Source organism: Photobacterium alginatilyticum (assembly GCF_009910675.1).
Classification (GTDB): domain Bacteria; phylum Pseudomonadota; class Gammaproteobacteria; order Enterobacterales; family Vibrionaceae; genus Photobacterium; species Photobacterium alginatilyticum.
In genome coordinates this window covers 61,482-78,751 of record NZ_RSEJ01000028.1, presented here as the reverse complement: position 1 = coordinate 78,751, position 17,270 = coordinate 61,482, and the positions used below count along the sequence as shown (strand labels likewise).

Annotated in this window: 10 protein-coding genes; 7 read left to right on the top strand and 3 right to left on the bottom strand. The window is 53.5% G+C overall.

Features of this window, described 5'->3' with window-relative positions; translation table 11 throughout:
• Positions 1-66: 66 nt before the first annotated feature.
• From recC to recD, 3 genes are all read left to right on the top strand, one after another.
• The gene (gene recC, locus EIZ48_RS22335) at positions 67-3,531 is read left to right on the top strand and encodes an exodeoxyribonuclease V subunit gamma (protein WP_160656520.1); all 3,465 of its coding nucleotides are present in this window, start codon (positions 67-69) and stop codon (positions 3,529-3,531) included.
• Between the two features lie 261 nt (positions 3,532-3,792).
• Entirely contained in the window at positions 3,793-7,398 is a 3,606-nt protein-coding gene (recB, locus tag EIZ48_RS22330; protein WP_192928687.1) for an exodeoxyribonuclease V subunit beta, read from the top strand.
• Positions 7,391-9,487: an exodeoxyribonuclease V subunit alpha gene (recD, locus tag EIZ48_RS22325; protein WP_160656515.1), complete on the top strand. Its 2,097-nt coding sequence runs from the start codon at positions 7,391-7,393 to the stop codon at positions 9,485-9,487. The genes recB and recD overlap by 8 nt, the downstream gene beginning before the upstream one ends.
• A gap of 68 nt (positions 9,488-9,555) precedes the next feature.
• On the opposite strand, the gene argA is transcribed toward recD, so the two are convergent.
• The gene (gene argA, locus EIZ48_RS22320) at positions 9,556-10,881 is read right to left on the bottom strand and encodes an amino-acid N-acetyltransferase (RefSeq protein ID WP_160656512.1); all 1,326 of its coding nucleotides are present in this window, start codon (positions 10,879-10,881) and stop codon (positions 9,556-9,558) included.
• 250 nt (positions 10,882-11,131) lie between these two features.
• Here argA and EIZ48_RS22315 point away from each other — a divergent pair, with 250 nt between their 5' ends.
• From EIZ48_RS22315 to EIZ48_RS22300, 4 genes are all read left to right on the top strand, one after another.
• A complete protein-coding gene (locus EIZ48_RS22315; protein ID WP_160656509.1) occupies positions 11,132-11,533 on the top strand; it encodes a DUF2850 domain-containing protein in 402 nt (133 codons plus the stop codon).
• A 144-nt stretch (positions 11,534-11,677) separates the two neighbouring features.
• A complete protein-coding gene (mltA, locus tag EIZ48_RS22310; RefSeq protein WP_160656506.1) occupies positions 11,678-12,772 on the top strand; it encodes a murein transglycosylase A in 1,095 nt (364 codons plus the stop codon).
• Between the two features lie 112 nt (positions 12,773-12,884).
• Entirely contained in the window at positions 12,885-13,694 is an 810-nt protein-coding gene (gene tcdA / locus EIZ48_RS22305) for a tRNA cyclic N6-threonylcarbamoyladenosine(37) synthase TcdA (RefSeq protein WP_160656504.1), read from the top strand.
• Positions 13,695-13,828: 134 nt separating this feature from the next.
• Positions 13,829-15,217 carry an IS4 family transposase gene (locus EIZ48_RS22300; RefSeq protein ID WP_439126591.1) on the top strand — a complete coding sequence of 463 codons (1,389 nt, stop codon included), beginning with the start codon at positions 13,829-13,831 and terminating at the stop codon, positions 15,215-15,217.
• A gap of 111 nt (positions 15,218-15,328) precedes the next feature.
• Here the strand turns inward: EIZ48_RS22300 and csdE are convergent, their stop codons facing one another.
• Complete coding sequence (gene csdE, locus EIZ48_RS22295; protein ID WP_160656498.1) at positions 15,329-15,757, bottom strand: cysteine desulfurase sulfur acceptor subunit CsdE; 429 nt, start codon at positions 15,755-15,757, stop codon at positions 15,329-15,331.
• A gap of 275 nt (positions 15,758-16,032) precedes the next feature.
• Positions 16,033-17,253: a cysteine desulfurase CsdA gene (csdA, locus tag EIZ48_RS22290; RefSeq protein ID WP_160656494.1), complete on the bottom strand. Its 1,221-nt coding sequence runs from the start codon at positions 17,251-17,253 to the stop codon at positions 16,033-16,035.
• Between the last annotated feature and the right edge of the window lie 17 nt (positions 17,254-17,270).

The following is a 17,270-nucleotide window of genomic DNA, read 5'->3' as shown; positions in this document are numbered from 1 at the left end:
TCGTTTGCAGCAAGTAGCTTATTGATGGACAATCGTTGTAATTTTCTCTGTCCGTGAGATATCTGCGTGTTTACTGTCTACCACTCTAACCAACTGGATTTGCTGAAGTCCCTTCTGGTTGAACTTATTCGTCTCGATCCGCTGGACAACCCGTTTGAGCAGGAACAAATTCTGGTCCAGAGCCCGGGTATGTCACAGTGGTTGAAGCTTGAACTGGCCAAGTCGCTGGGGATTGCCGCCAACCTTGAATTTCCGCTGCCGGCTACCTTTATCTGGAATATGTTTACCGAGGTACTGAGTGACGTCCCGCAGCGCAGTGCGTTCAATAAAGAAGCCATGACCTGGAAGCTGATGCAGGTACTGCCCAAGCTGCTGGAAAAACCTGAGTTCGAGCCGTTGGCACGCTACCTGAGCGACGACGAGCAATGGGTAAAGCACTATCAGCTGGCAGGAAAAATTGCAGATATCTTCGACCAGTACCTGGTGTACCGGCCGGAGTGGATACAGGACTGGGAAGCGGATCAAATCGACCCGGAGCTGACGGCAGATCATCCGTGGCAACCCTTGCTGTGGCAGGCGCTTTATGATCAGACCCTGGCGCTCGGCCAGTCGCCGTATCACCGTGCCAACCTGTATGACAACTTTATCGAAACCCTTGAGGGGTATTTGCAAAGTGGCGCTCCCTTGCCGGAAGGGTTGCCGAAGCGATTGTTTGTCTTTGGCATCTCTGCGCTTCCGCCACGCTACCTCGATGCGCTGGCGGCCCTGGGCAAGCATATTGATGTTCATCTGATGTTTACCAACCCCTGCCGCCATTACTGGGGCGAAGTGCGGGATCGCAAGTATCTGGCCCGTCTGGCGGCCAAGCAGCGTCAGCAGTTGCAGTGGTGTGCCGATCACAGCGAACGGGGAGAGGTGGTGTCGCCGCTCAAAGGGGATATTGAAGACAATATTATCGACGATACCCATGAGGGGGCGGTAGGGAATACCCTGCTGGCCTCACTGGGCAAACTGGGGCGTGATAACCTGTATTTGCTATCCGAGATGGAGGCATATGATGTCGAGGCGTTTGTTGATATCGAGCCGGATTCACTGTTGCACTCGATTCAGGCCGATATCTTGAATCTCGAAGACCGCGTCAATGATGAGCTTACCGAGTCAAGCGACCATAAACTGGCTGTCTTGCCGCATGATCACTCTCTGACTGTCCATGCCTGCCATTCTCCGATGCGTGAAGTGGAAGTATTGCATGACAATCTGTTGAGAATGCTGAGTGATAACCCCTCATTGTCGCCGCGAGACATGGTGGTGATGGTGGCGGATATCAACAGCTACAGCCCGTATATTCAGGCGGTATTCGGTAATGCCCCTGGCGAGCGATATATTCCTTTCTCGATTTCTGACCGCAGTGCTGATCAGGAAAACCCGGTGCTGTTGGCTTTCTTGAGGCTATTGAGCCTGCCGGAGAGCCGTTGTCAGGCATCAGAACTGCTGGAGCTGTTGGAAGTGCCGGCGGTGATGGCCAAATTTGGTTTTGACAGTGAGCGTTTCGAGCGGATCAAGCAATGGATTGAAGAAGTAGGGATCCGCTGGGGGCTGGACGGGGAAACTGCCAGTGAATTCCAGCTACCTCAGCAGCAGCAAAATACCTGGCTGTTCGGTTTGCAGCGTATGCTGCTCGGTTATGCAATGCCTCAGGGAGCCGGTTTGTACCAAGGCGTGCTGGCCTACGATGAAGTGCAGGGGATGGATGCCGAGCTGGCAGGCCAGCTTGGATTGTTCATTGAAACCCTGATGCATTACCGTCAGCAGCTAGCCCAGTCGCAACCTGTTGGGGCATGGATTGGCTGTCTGAACCAGCTGTTGGATGACTTCTTTGCTGTCGATACCGACGGCGAAATGGTGTTGCGGATGATCCGCGACAAGTTGCAGCAGCTGGAGCAGCAGCTTGATGATGCTGGTTACCGCACCGATATCAGCCCGGCAGTCTTGAGGGGCTACCTTAATGACAAGTTGTCGGGTGAGCGTGTCAGCCAGCGATTCCTTGCCGGTCAGGTGAACTTCTGTACCTTGATGCCAATGCGTTCGATTCCGTTCAAGGTGGTCTGCCTGCTGGGCATGAATGACGGGGTCTACCCACGTTCAATACCGCCGGAAGGGTTTGATTTGATGGCTGGTCGCGGTAAGTACGGCGATCGCTCCCGCCGTGATGATGACCGTTACCTTTTCCTCGAGGCCATTCAGTCAGCTCAGGAGATTTTATATATCAGCTATGTGGGCCGATCTATTCAGGATAACAGCGAGAAAATGCCGTCGGTTCTGGTCAGTGAGCTGCTGGAGTATTGTCAGCAAGGTTATAGGCTAGAGGGTGACGAGGCACTGGCTGTCGATCAGTCTGCCGCCCGGCTTGAGCAATTCCTGTGTCATAGTCACCCGCTGGTTCCCTTTAGCCCGCAGGCATTTCAGGGTGAGGTGCCGAGCTTCGCCGCTGAGTGGCTGCCGGCGGCAAACCGTGAATCGATCACTGCTGAGACGTTTCAGGATCAGCCGTTGGTGGCAGAACCGTTGGAGGCCGGGATCGAGCCGGTTCTGGAGCTGGCCGAGCTGACCCGTTTCTGGCGGATGCCGGTGCAGTACTTTTTTAACCGTCGTTTGAAAGTCTATTTTGAAGCCGCCAAGGGAGCGATGGAAGATGACGAGCCGTTTGTTCTCGATGGGCTTGACCGCTTTCAGCTTCGCAGCGATCTATTAACCGCTTTTCTTGAGTGCCATAGCATGGCGGGGGATACCAGCCATGAGCATAGACGGGAAGCGGTATTTGCGCGTTTTGCCGAATACCAGCAGGCCTCCGGCGGCTTGCCGCTGGCCGAGTTTGGTGAGCTGGAGCTGGTGGAAGAGCGCGGCCAGATCGAAAAACTGGCCGATAAAGTGGCCGGGTTAATGGCCCGTCCCCTACCGGATACCGAGGTCGATCAGCCCTTGTTGATTGCAGGAGCGGAAGTTCGGCTGCAGGGATGGCTGAAGCACCACTTCCAAAGTGGTCTGGTGCGCTATCGCCCGGGCAAGATCCGGGCACAGGATATCCTGCAGGGCTGGGTCGAGCACCTTTGTCAGGCGCTGGTTGCGTCGTCTTGCACAACCCATCTGGTGGGTGTCGATGGCCACTATACCCTGGAGCCTGTCAGCGCCGACTATGCCGGCACTCAGCTAACAGCGCTGGCGGAGGCATATTACCAGGGGCTGACGCAACCGCTGCCATACTTTCCGCGTACCGTACTGGCTGGCTTGCAGGCCTGTCAGGATAAAAAAGGTAATTGGTATGACGATGAAGAGACCCGGGATAAAGCCAAGGCCAAGATGGCTGAAGCCTTTAACGGCGGTTATATGTTTGAAGGCGAAGGCACTAATGCCTATATCAATCGGGTGTGGCCGGAGTGGAATGATGATCTGGCATCCGAACTTCAGCTGTGGGCCGAGCAGTTGCTAAAACCTGCACTGTTGCAGTTAAGGATTGCGGAAGATGATGGTTAACAGTAGGAGAGATGTAGCGTGGCCGTCAGCAAATCATTGTTGTTTGTAGGGTGTTCGCTGTACGGCCACAGGTCCAGAGGTAGACCAGATTTCGTGACAGGGATAGTAACGGATGGCTCTGGGGGAAACCGTGAAAGATCTCTCATATCAATAGATAAAATAGCCAGTTAATTCGATATATTCATTTGAATTAGTGACCGATCACAAAAAATAATTTCGAACGGATCAAGTTTCGATCAACAACAGGAATTCGCGCGTCCTATGACTCAACAATACAATTCGCCCCAGCCCCAGGATCTGCAGCCGATGGCATTTCCGCTTCACGGCAATCGCCTGATAGAGGCATCGGCCGGAACCGGAAAAACATTTACCATCGCCAGCTTGTATCTGCGCCTGTTGCTTGGCCATGGTGACAGTCAGAGCCGCTTTCCGCGTGAGCTGACTGTTGATCAGATCCTGGTAGTTACTTTTACTGAAGCGGCAACAGCCGAGCTGCGAGATCGTATCCGGCGACGTATCCATGATGCCCGGTTAGCGTTCAACCGGGGCCATAGTGAGGATCCGGTGATCAAGCCGTTGCTGGAAGATCTGCGCGATCACAAGGCGGCTGCGGCGATCTTGCTGCAGGCCGAGCGTCAGATGGATGAGGCGGCGATCTTTACTATTCATGGTTTCTGCCAGCGTATGCTGACCCAGAATGCCTTCGAGTCAGGCAGCCTGTTCGATAATGAGTTCGTCACCGAGGAGAGCCACCTGAGGGCGCAGGTGGTTGCCGATTATTGGCGTCGTAATTTTTACCCGTTGCCGCGCACGTTGGCCGGGGAAGTCCGCACTATCTGGTCATCACCAGCTTCGCTGCTAAGAGACATCAACGTGTTCCTCTCTGGGGCGGAGGTGGAGATTCGCGCGCCGGAGCTGGAGGGCTCTTTGCAGCAGGTACACGAGGACAACATCGCGCGTATTGAGCATGTAAAGCAGCTCTGGCGAGCAGAAGCGGGCGAGTTTCAGAACCTGATTGCCGGCTCCGGGGTGAACAAGCGCAGTTATACCAAGACCAGTCTGCCCAAGGCGCTGGCGGAAATCGGGGCGTGGGCTGAGCAGGAGACGACAGGTTATAAGCTGCCAAAAACGCTGGATAAATTTTCGCAGCAGGTGCTGTTTGATAAAACCAGCAAAGGCAATCCACCCGAGCATCCGGTGTTTGTGGCCATTGAAGCGTTGCTGGCCAATAGGCCCAATGTCAAAGACCCTTTATTGGCACATGCAATAAAAGAGTGTCGTCAGTTGCTGACCGAGGCGAAGCGCCGTAAAGGCTGGTTGTCATTTGATGATCTTCTGACCCAGCTGGCTGCAGCACTGGCCAATGATACTGACGGTAGCCTGGCGGCCCGGATCCGGGGCCAGTTTCCCGTCGCGATGATCGACGAGTTTCAGGATACCGATCCGTTGCAGTACAGTATTTTCAATACAGTATATGGTGATGAGTACTGCAGCGAGGAGGGTATAGCTGTCAGCGGCTTGTTTATGATCGGGGATCCGAAGCAGGCTATCTATGCTTTTCGCGGTGCCGATATTTTTACCTATATCCAGGCTCGGCGGCAGGTTACGGCTCATTACACGCTGGGCACGAACTGGCGCTCGACCGCCGAGATGGTCGAAGCCGTCAACTGCATTTTCCAGCAGCCGCAGCGACCGTTTATCTATGATCAGGATATTACTTTTCTGCCGGTCAAGCATAGCCCGAAAGCGGCCGAACGCAGCTGGCTGCTTGCCGGAGAAAAACAGCCTGCACTGAGCTTCTGGCGTCAGGATGCGGATGAGCCGGTCAAAAAAGGCGATTACAACCGGGTGATGGCGGCGGCAACGGCGGCAGAGATCCAAAAGATACTGACGCTGTCGCAACAGGGCGAGGCGCAGCTGGTCGATGGCGAGAAGTCCAAACCGATCCGGGCCGGTGATGTGTCGGTGCTGGTTCGAACCGGAAGCGAGGGGGCAATGATCCGCCAGGCTCTGGCCGAACAGGGTATTGCCAGTGTCTATCTGTCAAACCGCGACAGTGTGTTTTCCTGTAGCGAGGCGAGTGATATCCAGCGTTTGCTGGTAGCTGTTTTGATACCGGAAGATGAGCGGGGATTAAGGGCAGCCTTGGCCTCGGGTTTGTTTGCGCTTAGCGCACGTCAGCTTGACGAGCTCAATATCGACGAAGATCGTTGGGAGCAGCATGTCGCAGAGTTTCGTGAATACCGTAAGCTGTGGCAGAGCCGGGGTGTGCTGCCGATGCTGCGTCATGTGCTGGCCAGTCGCAGGATCCCGGAGCGACTGCTGAGCGAGAATGGCGGTGAGCGTCGCCTGACCGATATTCTTCATCTCGGTGAGCTGTTGCAACAGGCAAGCCAGACTCTCGACAGTGATCATGGATTGCTCCGCTGGCTGGCGGAACACATCGAGACCCCCAACGGCAATGCCGACGAGCAGCAGCTTCGTTTGGAATCGGATCGCAATCTGGTACAAATCGTGACGATTCACAAGTCCAAAGGGTTGGAGTATGACATTGTCTTCCTGCCGTTTGTCTGTAGTTATCGCGCGGCAGGGACGGCCTTGTTCCATGACGAGCAAACGCAGCAAGCGGTGCTGGATGTGACCGAGCAGGAAGAAAGCATGGAGCTGGCGGAGAAAGAACGTCTGGCTGAAGATTTGCGCTTGATTTATGTGGCCCTGACCCGAGCCGTATACGGCTGTTATATCGGGATGGCACCGTTACGTAACGGGCTGAGCCGTAAAGAGCCGACAGGATTGCACAAGGCCGCAATTGGCTGGCTGGTACAGGATGGTCAGGAGGGAGGAATTAGCGAGCTTGATGCGGCTCTGGCTCGTCTGACAACCGCCTCATCGACGATGGCGATTGTTCCGCCACCTGTGTTGCCGGAGCTGCCATGGTGCCCTGATGAAGGCGAGCAACCCGAACTGTCGGCATCGGAATTTAGCGCCAAGATAGAGCGAAATTGGTGGATCACCAGTTACTCAGGCTTGGTAAAGCAGGGGAGTCACAATCATGATGCGTCATTCGAGCTACCTGGCTTTGATACCGACTCGTCGCAAGACAGTGACGGCGAAGACGGCGAGCTGATAGAGCCTGAGCGCTCGATTTATACCTTCCCGCGTGGTGCGCGGCCGGGTACCTTCTTGCATACCCTGTTTGAAGAAATTGAGTTTACCGAGCCGGTTGAGAACGAGGCGACCCGAGATAAAATTTTGGAGCTGTTGCGCCTGGAGAACTATGACGAAGCCTGGTTGCCGGTATTGCAGACGATGATCCGCGATGTACTGGGCTGTGCTCTGGATGGTGACAGTCTGCAACTGGGGCATATCCCGGCCCGCCAGCGTCTGACCGAAATGGAGTTTATGCTGCCGATCAATGTGTTGTCGGCACCGCTGCTGAACAAGGTGATAGCCCGCCATGACCCACTGTCGGCCCGGGCCGGCGATCTGGGTTTTTCAACGGTCAGCGGTATGCTGAAAGGCTTTATCGACTTGGTGTTTGAGCATCAGGGCCGTTATTACGTGCTGGACTGGAAATCGAACCATCTGGGTGATGATCCCGAGCTCTACCGGGGCGATAACCTCAAACAGGCGATGGCCGATCACCGCTACGATCTGCAGTATCAGCTTTACGCACTGGCCCTGCACCGTTTCCTCAAGAGCCGCAAGGCTGACTATGACTACGAGCAGCACTTCGGTGGCGTTTATTACCTGTTCTTGCGTGGTGTCAGATCAGAGAGTAATAGCGGCATTTTTAATGCCCGCCCAAGCCTGGAATTATTGACCGAACTGGAAACCCTGATTGACGGAGAACACCTTGATGCTTAAACGGCTTGAATTACTGACCCGGCAGGGGGCGCTTCGTCCGCTTGATTATCAGTTTGCCAAATTTATCTCGACCACGGTGGCGTCCTCAGACTCTGCGAGCCTCCAACCGCTGGTAACACTGGCGGCGGCGCTTGCCAGCCATGAGCTTGGACGGGGCCACGTTTGTCTGCCCCTGGCCCAACTCGATGCTGGCCAGCTGTTTGGCCTCAACGCTGAGCTTAGCGGCCAACTGACGGATGATCTGCCGGTGCTGGCACAATGGGAAGCCTTGTTGTCAGCATCGGCGGCGGTATCTGACGGCAGCGAAGCGACGCCTTTGGTGCTTGCTCACGGGCGTTTATACCTAAACCGCTACTGGCAGTTTGAGCAGACAGTTGCCCAAAGACTACAGCAGGCCTCACGGCAAGAACCGCAGGTTGCAGCGATTCAGCCTGAGCAGATGGCAGCCAAGCTTGATGAGCTTTTTGCCAGGAGTTACACCTATCTTTATCAGGCATTGCAGCAACTCAGAAAAGGCGAAAAGTCCCAGCCGGATTCTCCGGAGAGTCGCCGTCTTGAGGTTTGCGACAAGCTCGATGTGGTTGCTCCGGAGCAGCTCGACTGGACCGCGATAGATGCTGTTCTGACGGCGGCAACCCGTGCCGGTGATCTGGCCGGGCTCGATACCCTGGTGCCGAATGCCGTGTGCCTGAACTGGCAGAAAGTGGCGGCAGCGGTTGCGCTGACCCGTCAGTTTGCGGTTATCTCGGGCGGACCGGGTACCGGCAAGACCACGACGGTTGCTAAGTTGCTGGCCGCCCTGGTGACCCAGGCGTTACAGGCCAGTGGCGAAGTGCTAGAGATACCGACCATTAAGCTGGTGGCACCGACCGGTAAGGCCGCGGCCCGCCTGACCGAGTCGATTGGTGCAGCGGTCCAGTCACTGGCTGTGGAGAATACGGTCAAGGATCATATCCCGACCCAGTCCAGTACCATTCACCGCCTGCTGGGCGCCATTCCGAACCGGGTCGAGTTCCGTCATCACCGCGACAACCCGTTGCACCTTGATGTGCTGGTGGTCGACGAGGCATCGATGGTCGACTTGCCGATGATGGCACGTCTGCTCGATGCGATGCCGCCGCATGCCAAGCTGATCCTGCTGGGCGATCGCGATCAGCTGGCTTCGGTAGAGGCGGGGGCAGTGCTGGGCGATATCTGTTCTTTTGCCGATCAGGGTTACAGTCAGCAGCAGGGACACCTGCTCAGCCAGCTAACCGGCTACCGCTTGGCGAGCAGTGAGGCTGCGGCTACGGCTGTTGCCGATGGTTTGTGCATGCTGCGCAAGAGCTACCGTTTCCATGCCCAGTCCGGGATTGGCCAGCTGGCAAAAGCGATCAATGCTGGCCAGCCTCATCAGGTTGAGAAGGTTTGGCTGCAGGGCTACAGGGATATCAGCCATTATCCGCTCAACAGCGACAGCTACCAGACCATGGTAAAGATGGCGGTGAACTTCTATCAAGACTACCTTGATGCGATTGAGAAGCAGCAGCCACCTGCCGAAGTGCTTAAAGCCTTTGCCGGTGTTCGCCTGCTGTGCGCCCTGCGGGAAGGGGATTTTGGTGTTACCGGGCTGAATCAGCGTATCGAGCGCAGTTTGGCAAGAAAGGGTAAAATTAATCCGGGTGATGAAACCTGGTATATCGGCCGACCGGTGATGATCACCCGAAATGATCACGGCCTGGGTCTGTACAATGGCGATATTGGTATTGCGATGCTGGATCCCGAGCCGGATCCGCACACCGGACAGCAGCGACTGCGGGTCTATTTTGATATGCCGGATGGCTCTATTCGTGGCGTATTGCCAAGTCGGATCCCGGAGCACGAAACGGTCTATGCAATGACTATCCATAAATCACAGGGGTCGGAGTTTGCCGATACGCTGATGGTACTGCCGTCCGAGTTCAGCCCGATACTGACTCGCGAGCTGATTTACACCGGTGTTACCCGGGCAAAGGAGAAGCTGTATCTGTTTGCACCGCAAGAGGTCGTCAGGCGCTCGGTACGCCTGCGAACCGAGCGGGCTAGTGGCTTGGTCAAGCTGTTAGGGTAAATCAAATGCAGAGCGGCTTAATCAGCTGAGAAGAGTCAGCCGTTGCTGACTCTTTTTATTTTTGGGGGTTATAGATCGAGGATGAGGATTTTGGAGCGGCGCTGAAAGTTATACAGGGCCTTTTTGGCCACCGGTAGCTGGTCGACGCTGGACTCGTAGAATCCATGCTCACGGAACCAGTGCAGACTCCGGGTCGTCAGGACAAAAATATGCTTCAGTCCCTGCTCCTTGGCCTGTTGGCGCAGCCTGCTCAGTAGCAGGCCTCCACGGTCGCCATCGCGGTAATCGGGATGAATGGCCACACAGGCCATCTCGGCCATTTTCTCCTCGGCAAAAGGGTATAAGGCGGCGCAACCAATGATCAGGCTATCACGCTCGATAATGGTGAACTGCTCGATCTCCTGTTCGAGTTGCTCGCGGGAGCGACGTACCAGAATCCCGTCTTGCTCCAGCGGACGGATGAGTTCCAGGATCCCGCCGATATCGTCAATGCCGGCCCGGCGAACTTTCTCGGCACTGGCCATGACGATTTGCGTACCGATACCGTCAAAGGAGAATAGCTCCTGAATAAGGGCGCCATCTTCTTTGTAGCTGATCAGGTGGCTGCGGGGAACACCTGCCCGGCAGGCACTAATGGCACCGCGGAGAAAGCGCCCGGTGCCGCTGTCGGCGGCATCGCGCTCGATGAGCTGCTGCAGGGCATGCTCGGCTTCGTTGGGAAGCATTTCGGAAGCAACGGTACCGTCATCTTCCAGTACCCCTTGTTCGGAACAGAAGCCGATGAGTTTATCGGCCTTCAGCTTAATAGCCAGCTGCGTAGCGACTTCCTCCGAGGTGAGGTTGAAGCACTCGCCGGTTACCGAGCTGGCGACCGGACCGAGCAGGACAATAGCCTGCTGATCCAGCTGGCGGTGAATACCTTCAATATCGATTCGGCGGATCCGGCCACTGTGGTGGTAGTCGATGCCGTCATCGATACCGAGTGGCTGGGCAATAATGAAGTTGCCGCTGACCACATTGATTTGCGATCCCGCCATGGGCGTATTGTTGAGCCCCATGGAAAAGCGGGCGGTGATGTCGAGCTGTAGCTGGCCGGCAGCCTGTTTCACCAACTCTAGCGTATGCTCATCTGTGATACGAACCCCTTTGTGGTAAGGGCTGGTTTCTCCCTGGGATTCCAGACGCTGGGATATTTGCGGGCGGGCACCATAGACCACGACAATGCGTAGCCCCAGACTGTTTAATAACGCAATATCATTGACGATATGAGTAAAATTCTTGTGGGCAATGGCTTCGCCGCCCAGCATGATAACTGTCGTCTTGCCGTAATGGGCATTCAGATACGGGGCGGATTGGCGAAATCCTTTGACTAGATCAGTACTTCTCAGCTTCACGGTGATACATCCATGCCTGTTATTCGATGACTTGTCGGTTCGTTAACCTTGCCCCTTCTCAGCGGGCTTAATTAATAATTATGCAAATATAGTGTCTAAATATCTATCGATATTCAAGAAGTACAGTCATTTAGCGTTTCCGGCATTTTGGATACAAGATCCCGTTATTGAACATCTTGCCCAGCTTTTTGCCTGTCAACAGTTAATGGTGAGGTATATTCATTACTAATAATAATAACTTATCGGCAATATGAATAAAGTTCAGTATAAAATTATACCGTTCGCCTTGATGATGGCGGGGATCTTTGCCGGGCTGATTTTTTCTGCGTTATTGGCTGTCGGTGCCATCGGTAGCGAGATACTTGAGGATGAACCTGTTATCAACATCCATGGTGTCTGGGTCGAACAGGGGGTGGCCTCCTATATGGCAGATCGCTTTGAGCTCCGCTCAGAGGGGGTGTTTGTTGACGGACGCCAGGTGAATACTCGCTATGAGTGGGATGGTATGACATTGACTTATCGTCGTGGCGAAGATATCTATATCTATACTTATTTGTCTGATCAGTTTGTGCGACAACAGCCAGCTCATTACATTTCTTCTTTTTCTCGCGAAGGTACTCGAGATGCCTTGCGTGATGCCACATTGGATTGATTGCTTTCTTCCCTCTCTTTACGATAAAAAACAAAGCGCTGACATAGCGGCCTACATATTTTGTAAACTATCGTGACTTTAATGCTTTGATCGCTTTAGGCATACTTGGCGACAGTGCTTCATATTATTTGGTAGGTCTTTACCGTGTTTCGTAACGCAACAATTGCAATGTTAATTATTGGTTTGGCTGGATGTGCCAAGCCGACTGACCGAGGTCAGCAGTATCTGGATGGTAGCTTTGACGAGGTACTTAATCAGGTACCGGTGGTAGAGTCCGACAAAACAAGGGACTATAGCCAGTTTAACCAGCAAATGACACTGGTTACCGATCGTTCGCCATCAATGGCGGGGCGCTATCAGGATCTGTATCGCCAGGTTGAAAGCTGGGTTGAGCAGGGTGGCGACCCGACACAACTGGGAAACTATGGTATTCAGACTGCCCAGATGGGCGGGGGAGACAGTTACGGCAATGTGATGTTCACCGGGTATTTTTCGCCGGTGATCGAGCTTCGCCATGAGCAGGATGAGACCTTCCGCTATCCGGTGTATGCAATGCCAACATGTGAGGAAGCGTGTCCGACCCGCGCAGAGATCTATGCCGGTGCCCTGCAGGGACAGGGACTTGAGCTGGGATATAGCGCATCGATGCTGGATATCTTCATGATGGAGGTTCAGGGCAGTGGCTTTGTTCACTATGACGATAATGACCAGCTTCAGTACTTTGCCTATAACGGTAAGAACGGTCATCCCTATGTCAGTATCGGCAAGGTGTTAATTGAGCAGGGTGAAGTGCCACGCGAGAAAATGTCGCTGAAGGCCATTGATGAGTGGGTCAAGCAACAGGATGAAGAGACGGTACGTGAGTTGCTGGAGCAAAACCCGTCTTATGTGTTCTTCAAACCGCAGGATAACCTGGATGTTATGGGAACCGCCGGTATTCCGTTGCAGGCGCACGCCTCGGTAGCGGCTGATCGGGACTACCTGCCAATGGGCAGTGTATTGCTGGCAGAGGTGCCGCAGCTGGACAGCGAGGGGAACTGGAACGGACAGCATGTGCTTAAATTATTAATAGCACTGGATACTGGTGGCGCAGTGAAGAAGAACCACCTCGATCTCTACCACGGCATGGGAGCACAGGCGGGGATTGATGCCGGGCACTACAAGCACTTTGGCCGGGTGTGGAAACTGGATCTGCAGGAAAGTGCGGTGGAGTCACCCGGTTTGTCTGTTGAGCAGTAGCCTAATCGTCTGAGCTGCGGCCTTATCGTCCGGCTGGACAATTGCAACCAGAGCGCGTATAAAACGCGCTCATTCTTTATCTGAACGACCCATAGCTAGTAGTGAAAAACGTATGCGTGAATTAGATACTCCGGCTTCTGACAACTATAACCAGCGATTTGGCGGTACCCGCCGTTTATATGGCAATAGCGAGGTAGAAATACTGCGTGCTGCCCATGTGTGTGTTATCGGTATCGGCGGTGTCGGTTCATGGGCAGCCGAGGCCTTGGCACGATCTGGAATTGGCGAGCTGACGCTGATTGATATGGATGATGTCTGCGTGACCAATATCAATCGCCAGATCCATGCGATGACAGGCACGATCGGCCAGAGCAAAATCGAAGTGATGGCTGAGCGGATCAAGCTGATTAACCCGGAATGCAAGGTTAACCTGATTGATGACTTTATTACCCCGGACAATATCCGCGAGTACATCGACGGTCGCTTTGATTATATCCTGGATGCCATCGACAGCATGAAGCCAAAGGCAGCATTGCTGGCATACTGCAAGAGCAATAAATTCAAGGTGATCACTACTGGCGGCGCGGGCGGTCAGATTGACCCAACCCAGATTCAAATCACCGATCTTACCAAAACGATCCAGGATCCGCTGGCGAAGAAATTGCGTGATACCCTGCGCCGTCACCATAATTTTCCGAAGAACCCGAAGCGAAAATTTGGTATCGACTGCGTGTTCTCGACCGAGCAGTTGAAGTACCCGCAGGCCGACGGCTCGGTATGTAATGTTAAGGCGTCGGCAGAAGGCCCGAAACGTATGGACTGTGCCAGTGGTTTTGGTGCCGCAACCATGGTGACGGCAACCTTTGGTTTCGTTGCCGTGTCCCGTATTTTGCAAAAGCTGATAGAGAAGCACTCTAAATAGCGCTAACCCCCTCCCAGCCTCCCCCTTGAAAAGACTGTCTCTATATACACAAGTCCCTGAATGACAATTCAGGGACTTTTTTGAACTTATTTGAAGTATGACGATCTGATCACTCAATGTAATTGATTGGTTGGATGATTATGAAGCAGACTTCTTTTGAGTGGGCGCAAGCTTCTTTTGGGCACGTAAATTTGAATGACCCAAGAAGAACGAAAAGATTGGTCTCTTTGGCTTCCTCGCTCGCTAAACAACCGGGAGTTTCTGTGGCAAAACTCAATTACTCTCCTTCTGAAATGGAGGGGGCCTACCGCTTTATTCGTAACGATAGTATCCAAGCAACTGACATTGCTGATGCTGGTTTCCAGACTACTATTCAGAAGGCTAAAGAACATGACTTACTGTTAGCATTAGAGGACTCAACAACCCTTTATTTCTCTCACGTCTCTGTTGAGGAAGAGTTAGGTCATGGCAATCGTAAAAGAAGTAAAGATAGAGCTCTGATTGCCCACTCTATTTTACTGTTTGCCCCAAATAGTCAGTCTGTTATCGGCCTTGCCGAGCAACGTTTATGGACCCGAAACATCAACAGCAGAGGCCAGAAAGCTCAGCGAGCAGTACGAGCTTATGAGGACAAAGAAAGCTACAAGTGGGAGCTAGCCTCTAGAAACATGGCAGAACGCTTTGGTTCAGAGATGTCAAAAGTTCTTTCTGTATGCGACCGTGAAGCGGACTTGTATGAATATCTCTCCTATAAATCAGTGCATAATCAGCGTTTTGTTGTTCGCTCTATGCAAAGCCGTTATATCGAAGAATGCAGTGAAAAGCTCTATGACTATGTATCGCGATTAAAACCTGCAGGCGGGAAACGGATTCACATTCCACAACGGGGCGGTCGTAAATCTAGAGTTGCCGAACTAGAGATCACATACGCTCCCGTTACAGTTAGGGCTCCAGCGAAAAAAACGGGTGAGGGTATCTCCCTCTACTATGTTGGTTGCACAGAGAGAGGAAGAGAAGAAGATAAACTGACCTGGCATCTTCTCACGTCAGAAACAATAACCAATGCAGCAGATGCTCACCGAATCATCAGCTACTATGAGCGCCGTTGGTTAGTCGAGGATTATCATAAAACCTGGAAAACTGAGGGAACGAATGTTGAGTCACTGCGTATGCAGACCCAAAACAATCTAGAGCGAATGATAACCATCCTGGCCTTTATCGCCACACGATTACTGGAGCTGAGGTTTATAAAGGAAAATAAAGAGCTAGCGAGGAGAAGCTGCGAAGGAACACTTAGCAACCGTGCTTGGAAGTTACTGTGGCTTAAGCAAGAAAGTCGAGAACTCCCAGCAACGGCTCCTGATATGGATTGGCTCTATAAAAACTTAGCCACATTAGGGGGCTGGAAGGATACAAAGAGGACCGGTCGGGCCTCGGTCAAAGTGCTATGGGAAGGATGGTTTAGATTACAAACCATCCTTGAGGGATATGAGCTGGCAAAGTCTCTTGAGTCAGACTTGTGATCAAGAGACAGTTGAAAAGAGGGGAGGAGCTGCACGTTTGATCAACTATTGCAGTACCGACAAACAAAAAGCGAGAGCCAACTGGCTCTCGCTTTTTAGATCATATCGGCCTTACGCGTCGGCCAGCGATTTTATCTGCTCGACAATAGCTTTCAGGCCGTTGCCCCGAGACGGGCTGAGATGCGCCATTAACCCCAGGCTGTCAAAATAACCGTCGATATCAAACGCCCGAATTTCTGCCGCTGTTTTTCCTTCATAGGCCGCCAGTACCAGGGTGATCAGGCCGCGGACAATCCGCGCATCGGAATCTGCCGCGAAGTGAAAAACACCCTCATCTTGCTGGTGGGCCAACCACACCTGGCTTTCGCAGCCGCTGACTTTGAGCTGATCTTGTTTTAGCTCTTCAGGCAATGCTGGCAGCTTCTTGCCGAGCTGAATGACGTTACGGTATCTGTCTTCCCAGCCGTTCGCTGCCTGCATCTGGGCAACGATAGCTTCGGAGGTAATGTCGGTGCCAAAAGGATGGGCGGGTAGTGTCATCGGTTTCTCCTAGGGTCTATTGATCTTTCAGCGCCACACCTGTAGAGACTAAAAAGGTTTTCAGGCAAGGCACGAAGAATGCAGTTTAGCTCGCTAAATAAGTTCTGAGTAACGCAGAATGAAGCCATTTTAGTCTCTACCCGAAGGGCTGGGGCTATTTTTCCCGCTAGCTGCGTTGTCGGAATATCAATATAGATGGCTATGATTGAATACCTCCGCCTTGTTACCGTAAAAAATCGCCACCAGCAGGAAAGGCGATGAAAGGTCAACAGACCCTAGAGCATACTGCAGGCTTTGTGCAGCGCAGCAATAAAGCGTTCTACATCTTGTTCGGTATTGTACAGGGCCAGTGAGACACGCAGGGTACCTGCTAGCCCCAGCGCATCGAGCATCGGGTGGGCGCAGTGATGGCCGGCCCGCAGCGCGATACCTTGTTGGTCAAGCAGGGTGGCAATATCCTGGTGGTGTACCCCGTCGACGACAAAGGAGAATAGACTGGCATCGGGCTGAAGTCCGACAACTCTCAGATCTTCGATGTCTTTAATTCCTTCCAGTGCCTGTTGGCGGAGCTGGTGGATATGATGCTCGGCGGCCAGGTGATCCAGCTTGCCCAGCCAGTCAATGGCTGCCGCCAGCGCCAGGCTTCCGGCAACATTGGGGGTACCTGCCTCGAATTTGCCCGGCAGGGCAGAGAAAGTGGTGCCCTCGAAGGAAACTTTCTCTACCATTTTTCCGCCGCCGTGCCAGGGAGGCATGGCCTCTAGCAGGGCTTTCTTGCCGTACAGGATCCCGATCCCCGCCGGGGCAAAAATCTTATGGCCGGAAAACACATAGAAATCGGCATTGAGTGCCTGGACATCGACCTTCTCGTGCGCCACTGCCTGGGCGCCGTCAACCACAGTGACGGCACCATACTGGTGGGCGGCAGCAATCATCTCTTCTATCGGGTTGCGGGTACCGGTCACATTGGTGATATGGGCCACCGCAACGATTTTGGTCCGGCTGCCGAGGCGCTGATGGAATGCATCCATATCGAGGCGGCAATCAGCTGTCATCGGGATCTTGACTATCTTGGCTCCGGTTTGTTCGGCGACAATTTGCCAGGGTACGATATTGGCGTGGTGTTCCAGCTCGCTGACCAGGATCTCATCTCCCGGTTCGAGGGTCTGGCGGGCATAGGTCTGGGCGATGAGGTTCAGCGCCTCGGTGGCGCCCCGGGTCCAGATTATTTCTTTATGATGTTCGGCGTTGATGAATTGTTGTACGGTTGAACGAGCGCGCTCGAACTGTACGGTCGCCGCCGCGGTGAGGGTATGACTGCCGCGGTGGACGTTGGCATTGTGACCACTGTAATACTGCTGAATCGTCTCGATAACAATCTTGGGTTTCTGCGTCGTTGCCGCGCTGTCGAGATAGACAAGGGGCTGACCGTTGCAGTCTTGGGCCAGTGCCGGAAACTGTTGGCGAATCTGGTTGATATCAAATTGAGCAGTCATGGTGAGTCACATTGCGA

Excerpts from the sequence above, each read along its gene's own strand:
- recB (WP_192928687.1), top strand. The coding sequence starts at position 3,793 with ATGACTCAACAATACAATTCGCCCCAGCCCCAGGATCTGCAGCCGATG.
- recD (WP_160656515.1), top strand. The coding sequence starts at position 7,391 with ATGCTTAAACGGCTTGAATTACTGACCCGGCAGGGGGCGCTTCGTCCG.
- EIZ48_RS22315 (WP_160656509.1), top strand. The coding sequence starts at position 11,132 with ATGAATAAAGTTCAGTATAAAATTATACCGTTCGCCTTGATGATGGCG.
- tcdA (WP_160656504.1), top strand. The coding sequence starts at position 12,885 with ATGCGTGAATTAGATACTCCGGCTTCTGACAACTATAACCAGCGATTT.
- EIZ48_RS22300 (WP_439126591.1), top strand. The coding sequence starts at position 13,829 with ATGATTATGAAGCAGACTTCTTTTGAGTGGGCGCAAGCTTCTTTTGGG.
- csdE (WP_160656498.1), bottom strand. The coding sequence starts at position 15,757 with ATGACACTACCCGCCCATCCTTTTGGCACCGACATTACCTCCGAAGCT.
- csdA (WP_160656494.1), bottom strand. The coding sequence starts at position 17,253 with ATGACTGCTCAATTTGATATCAACCAGATTCGCCAACAGTTTCCGGCA.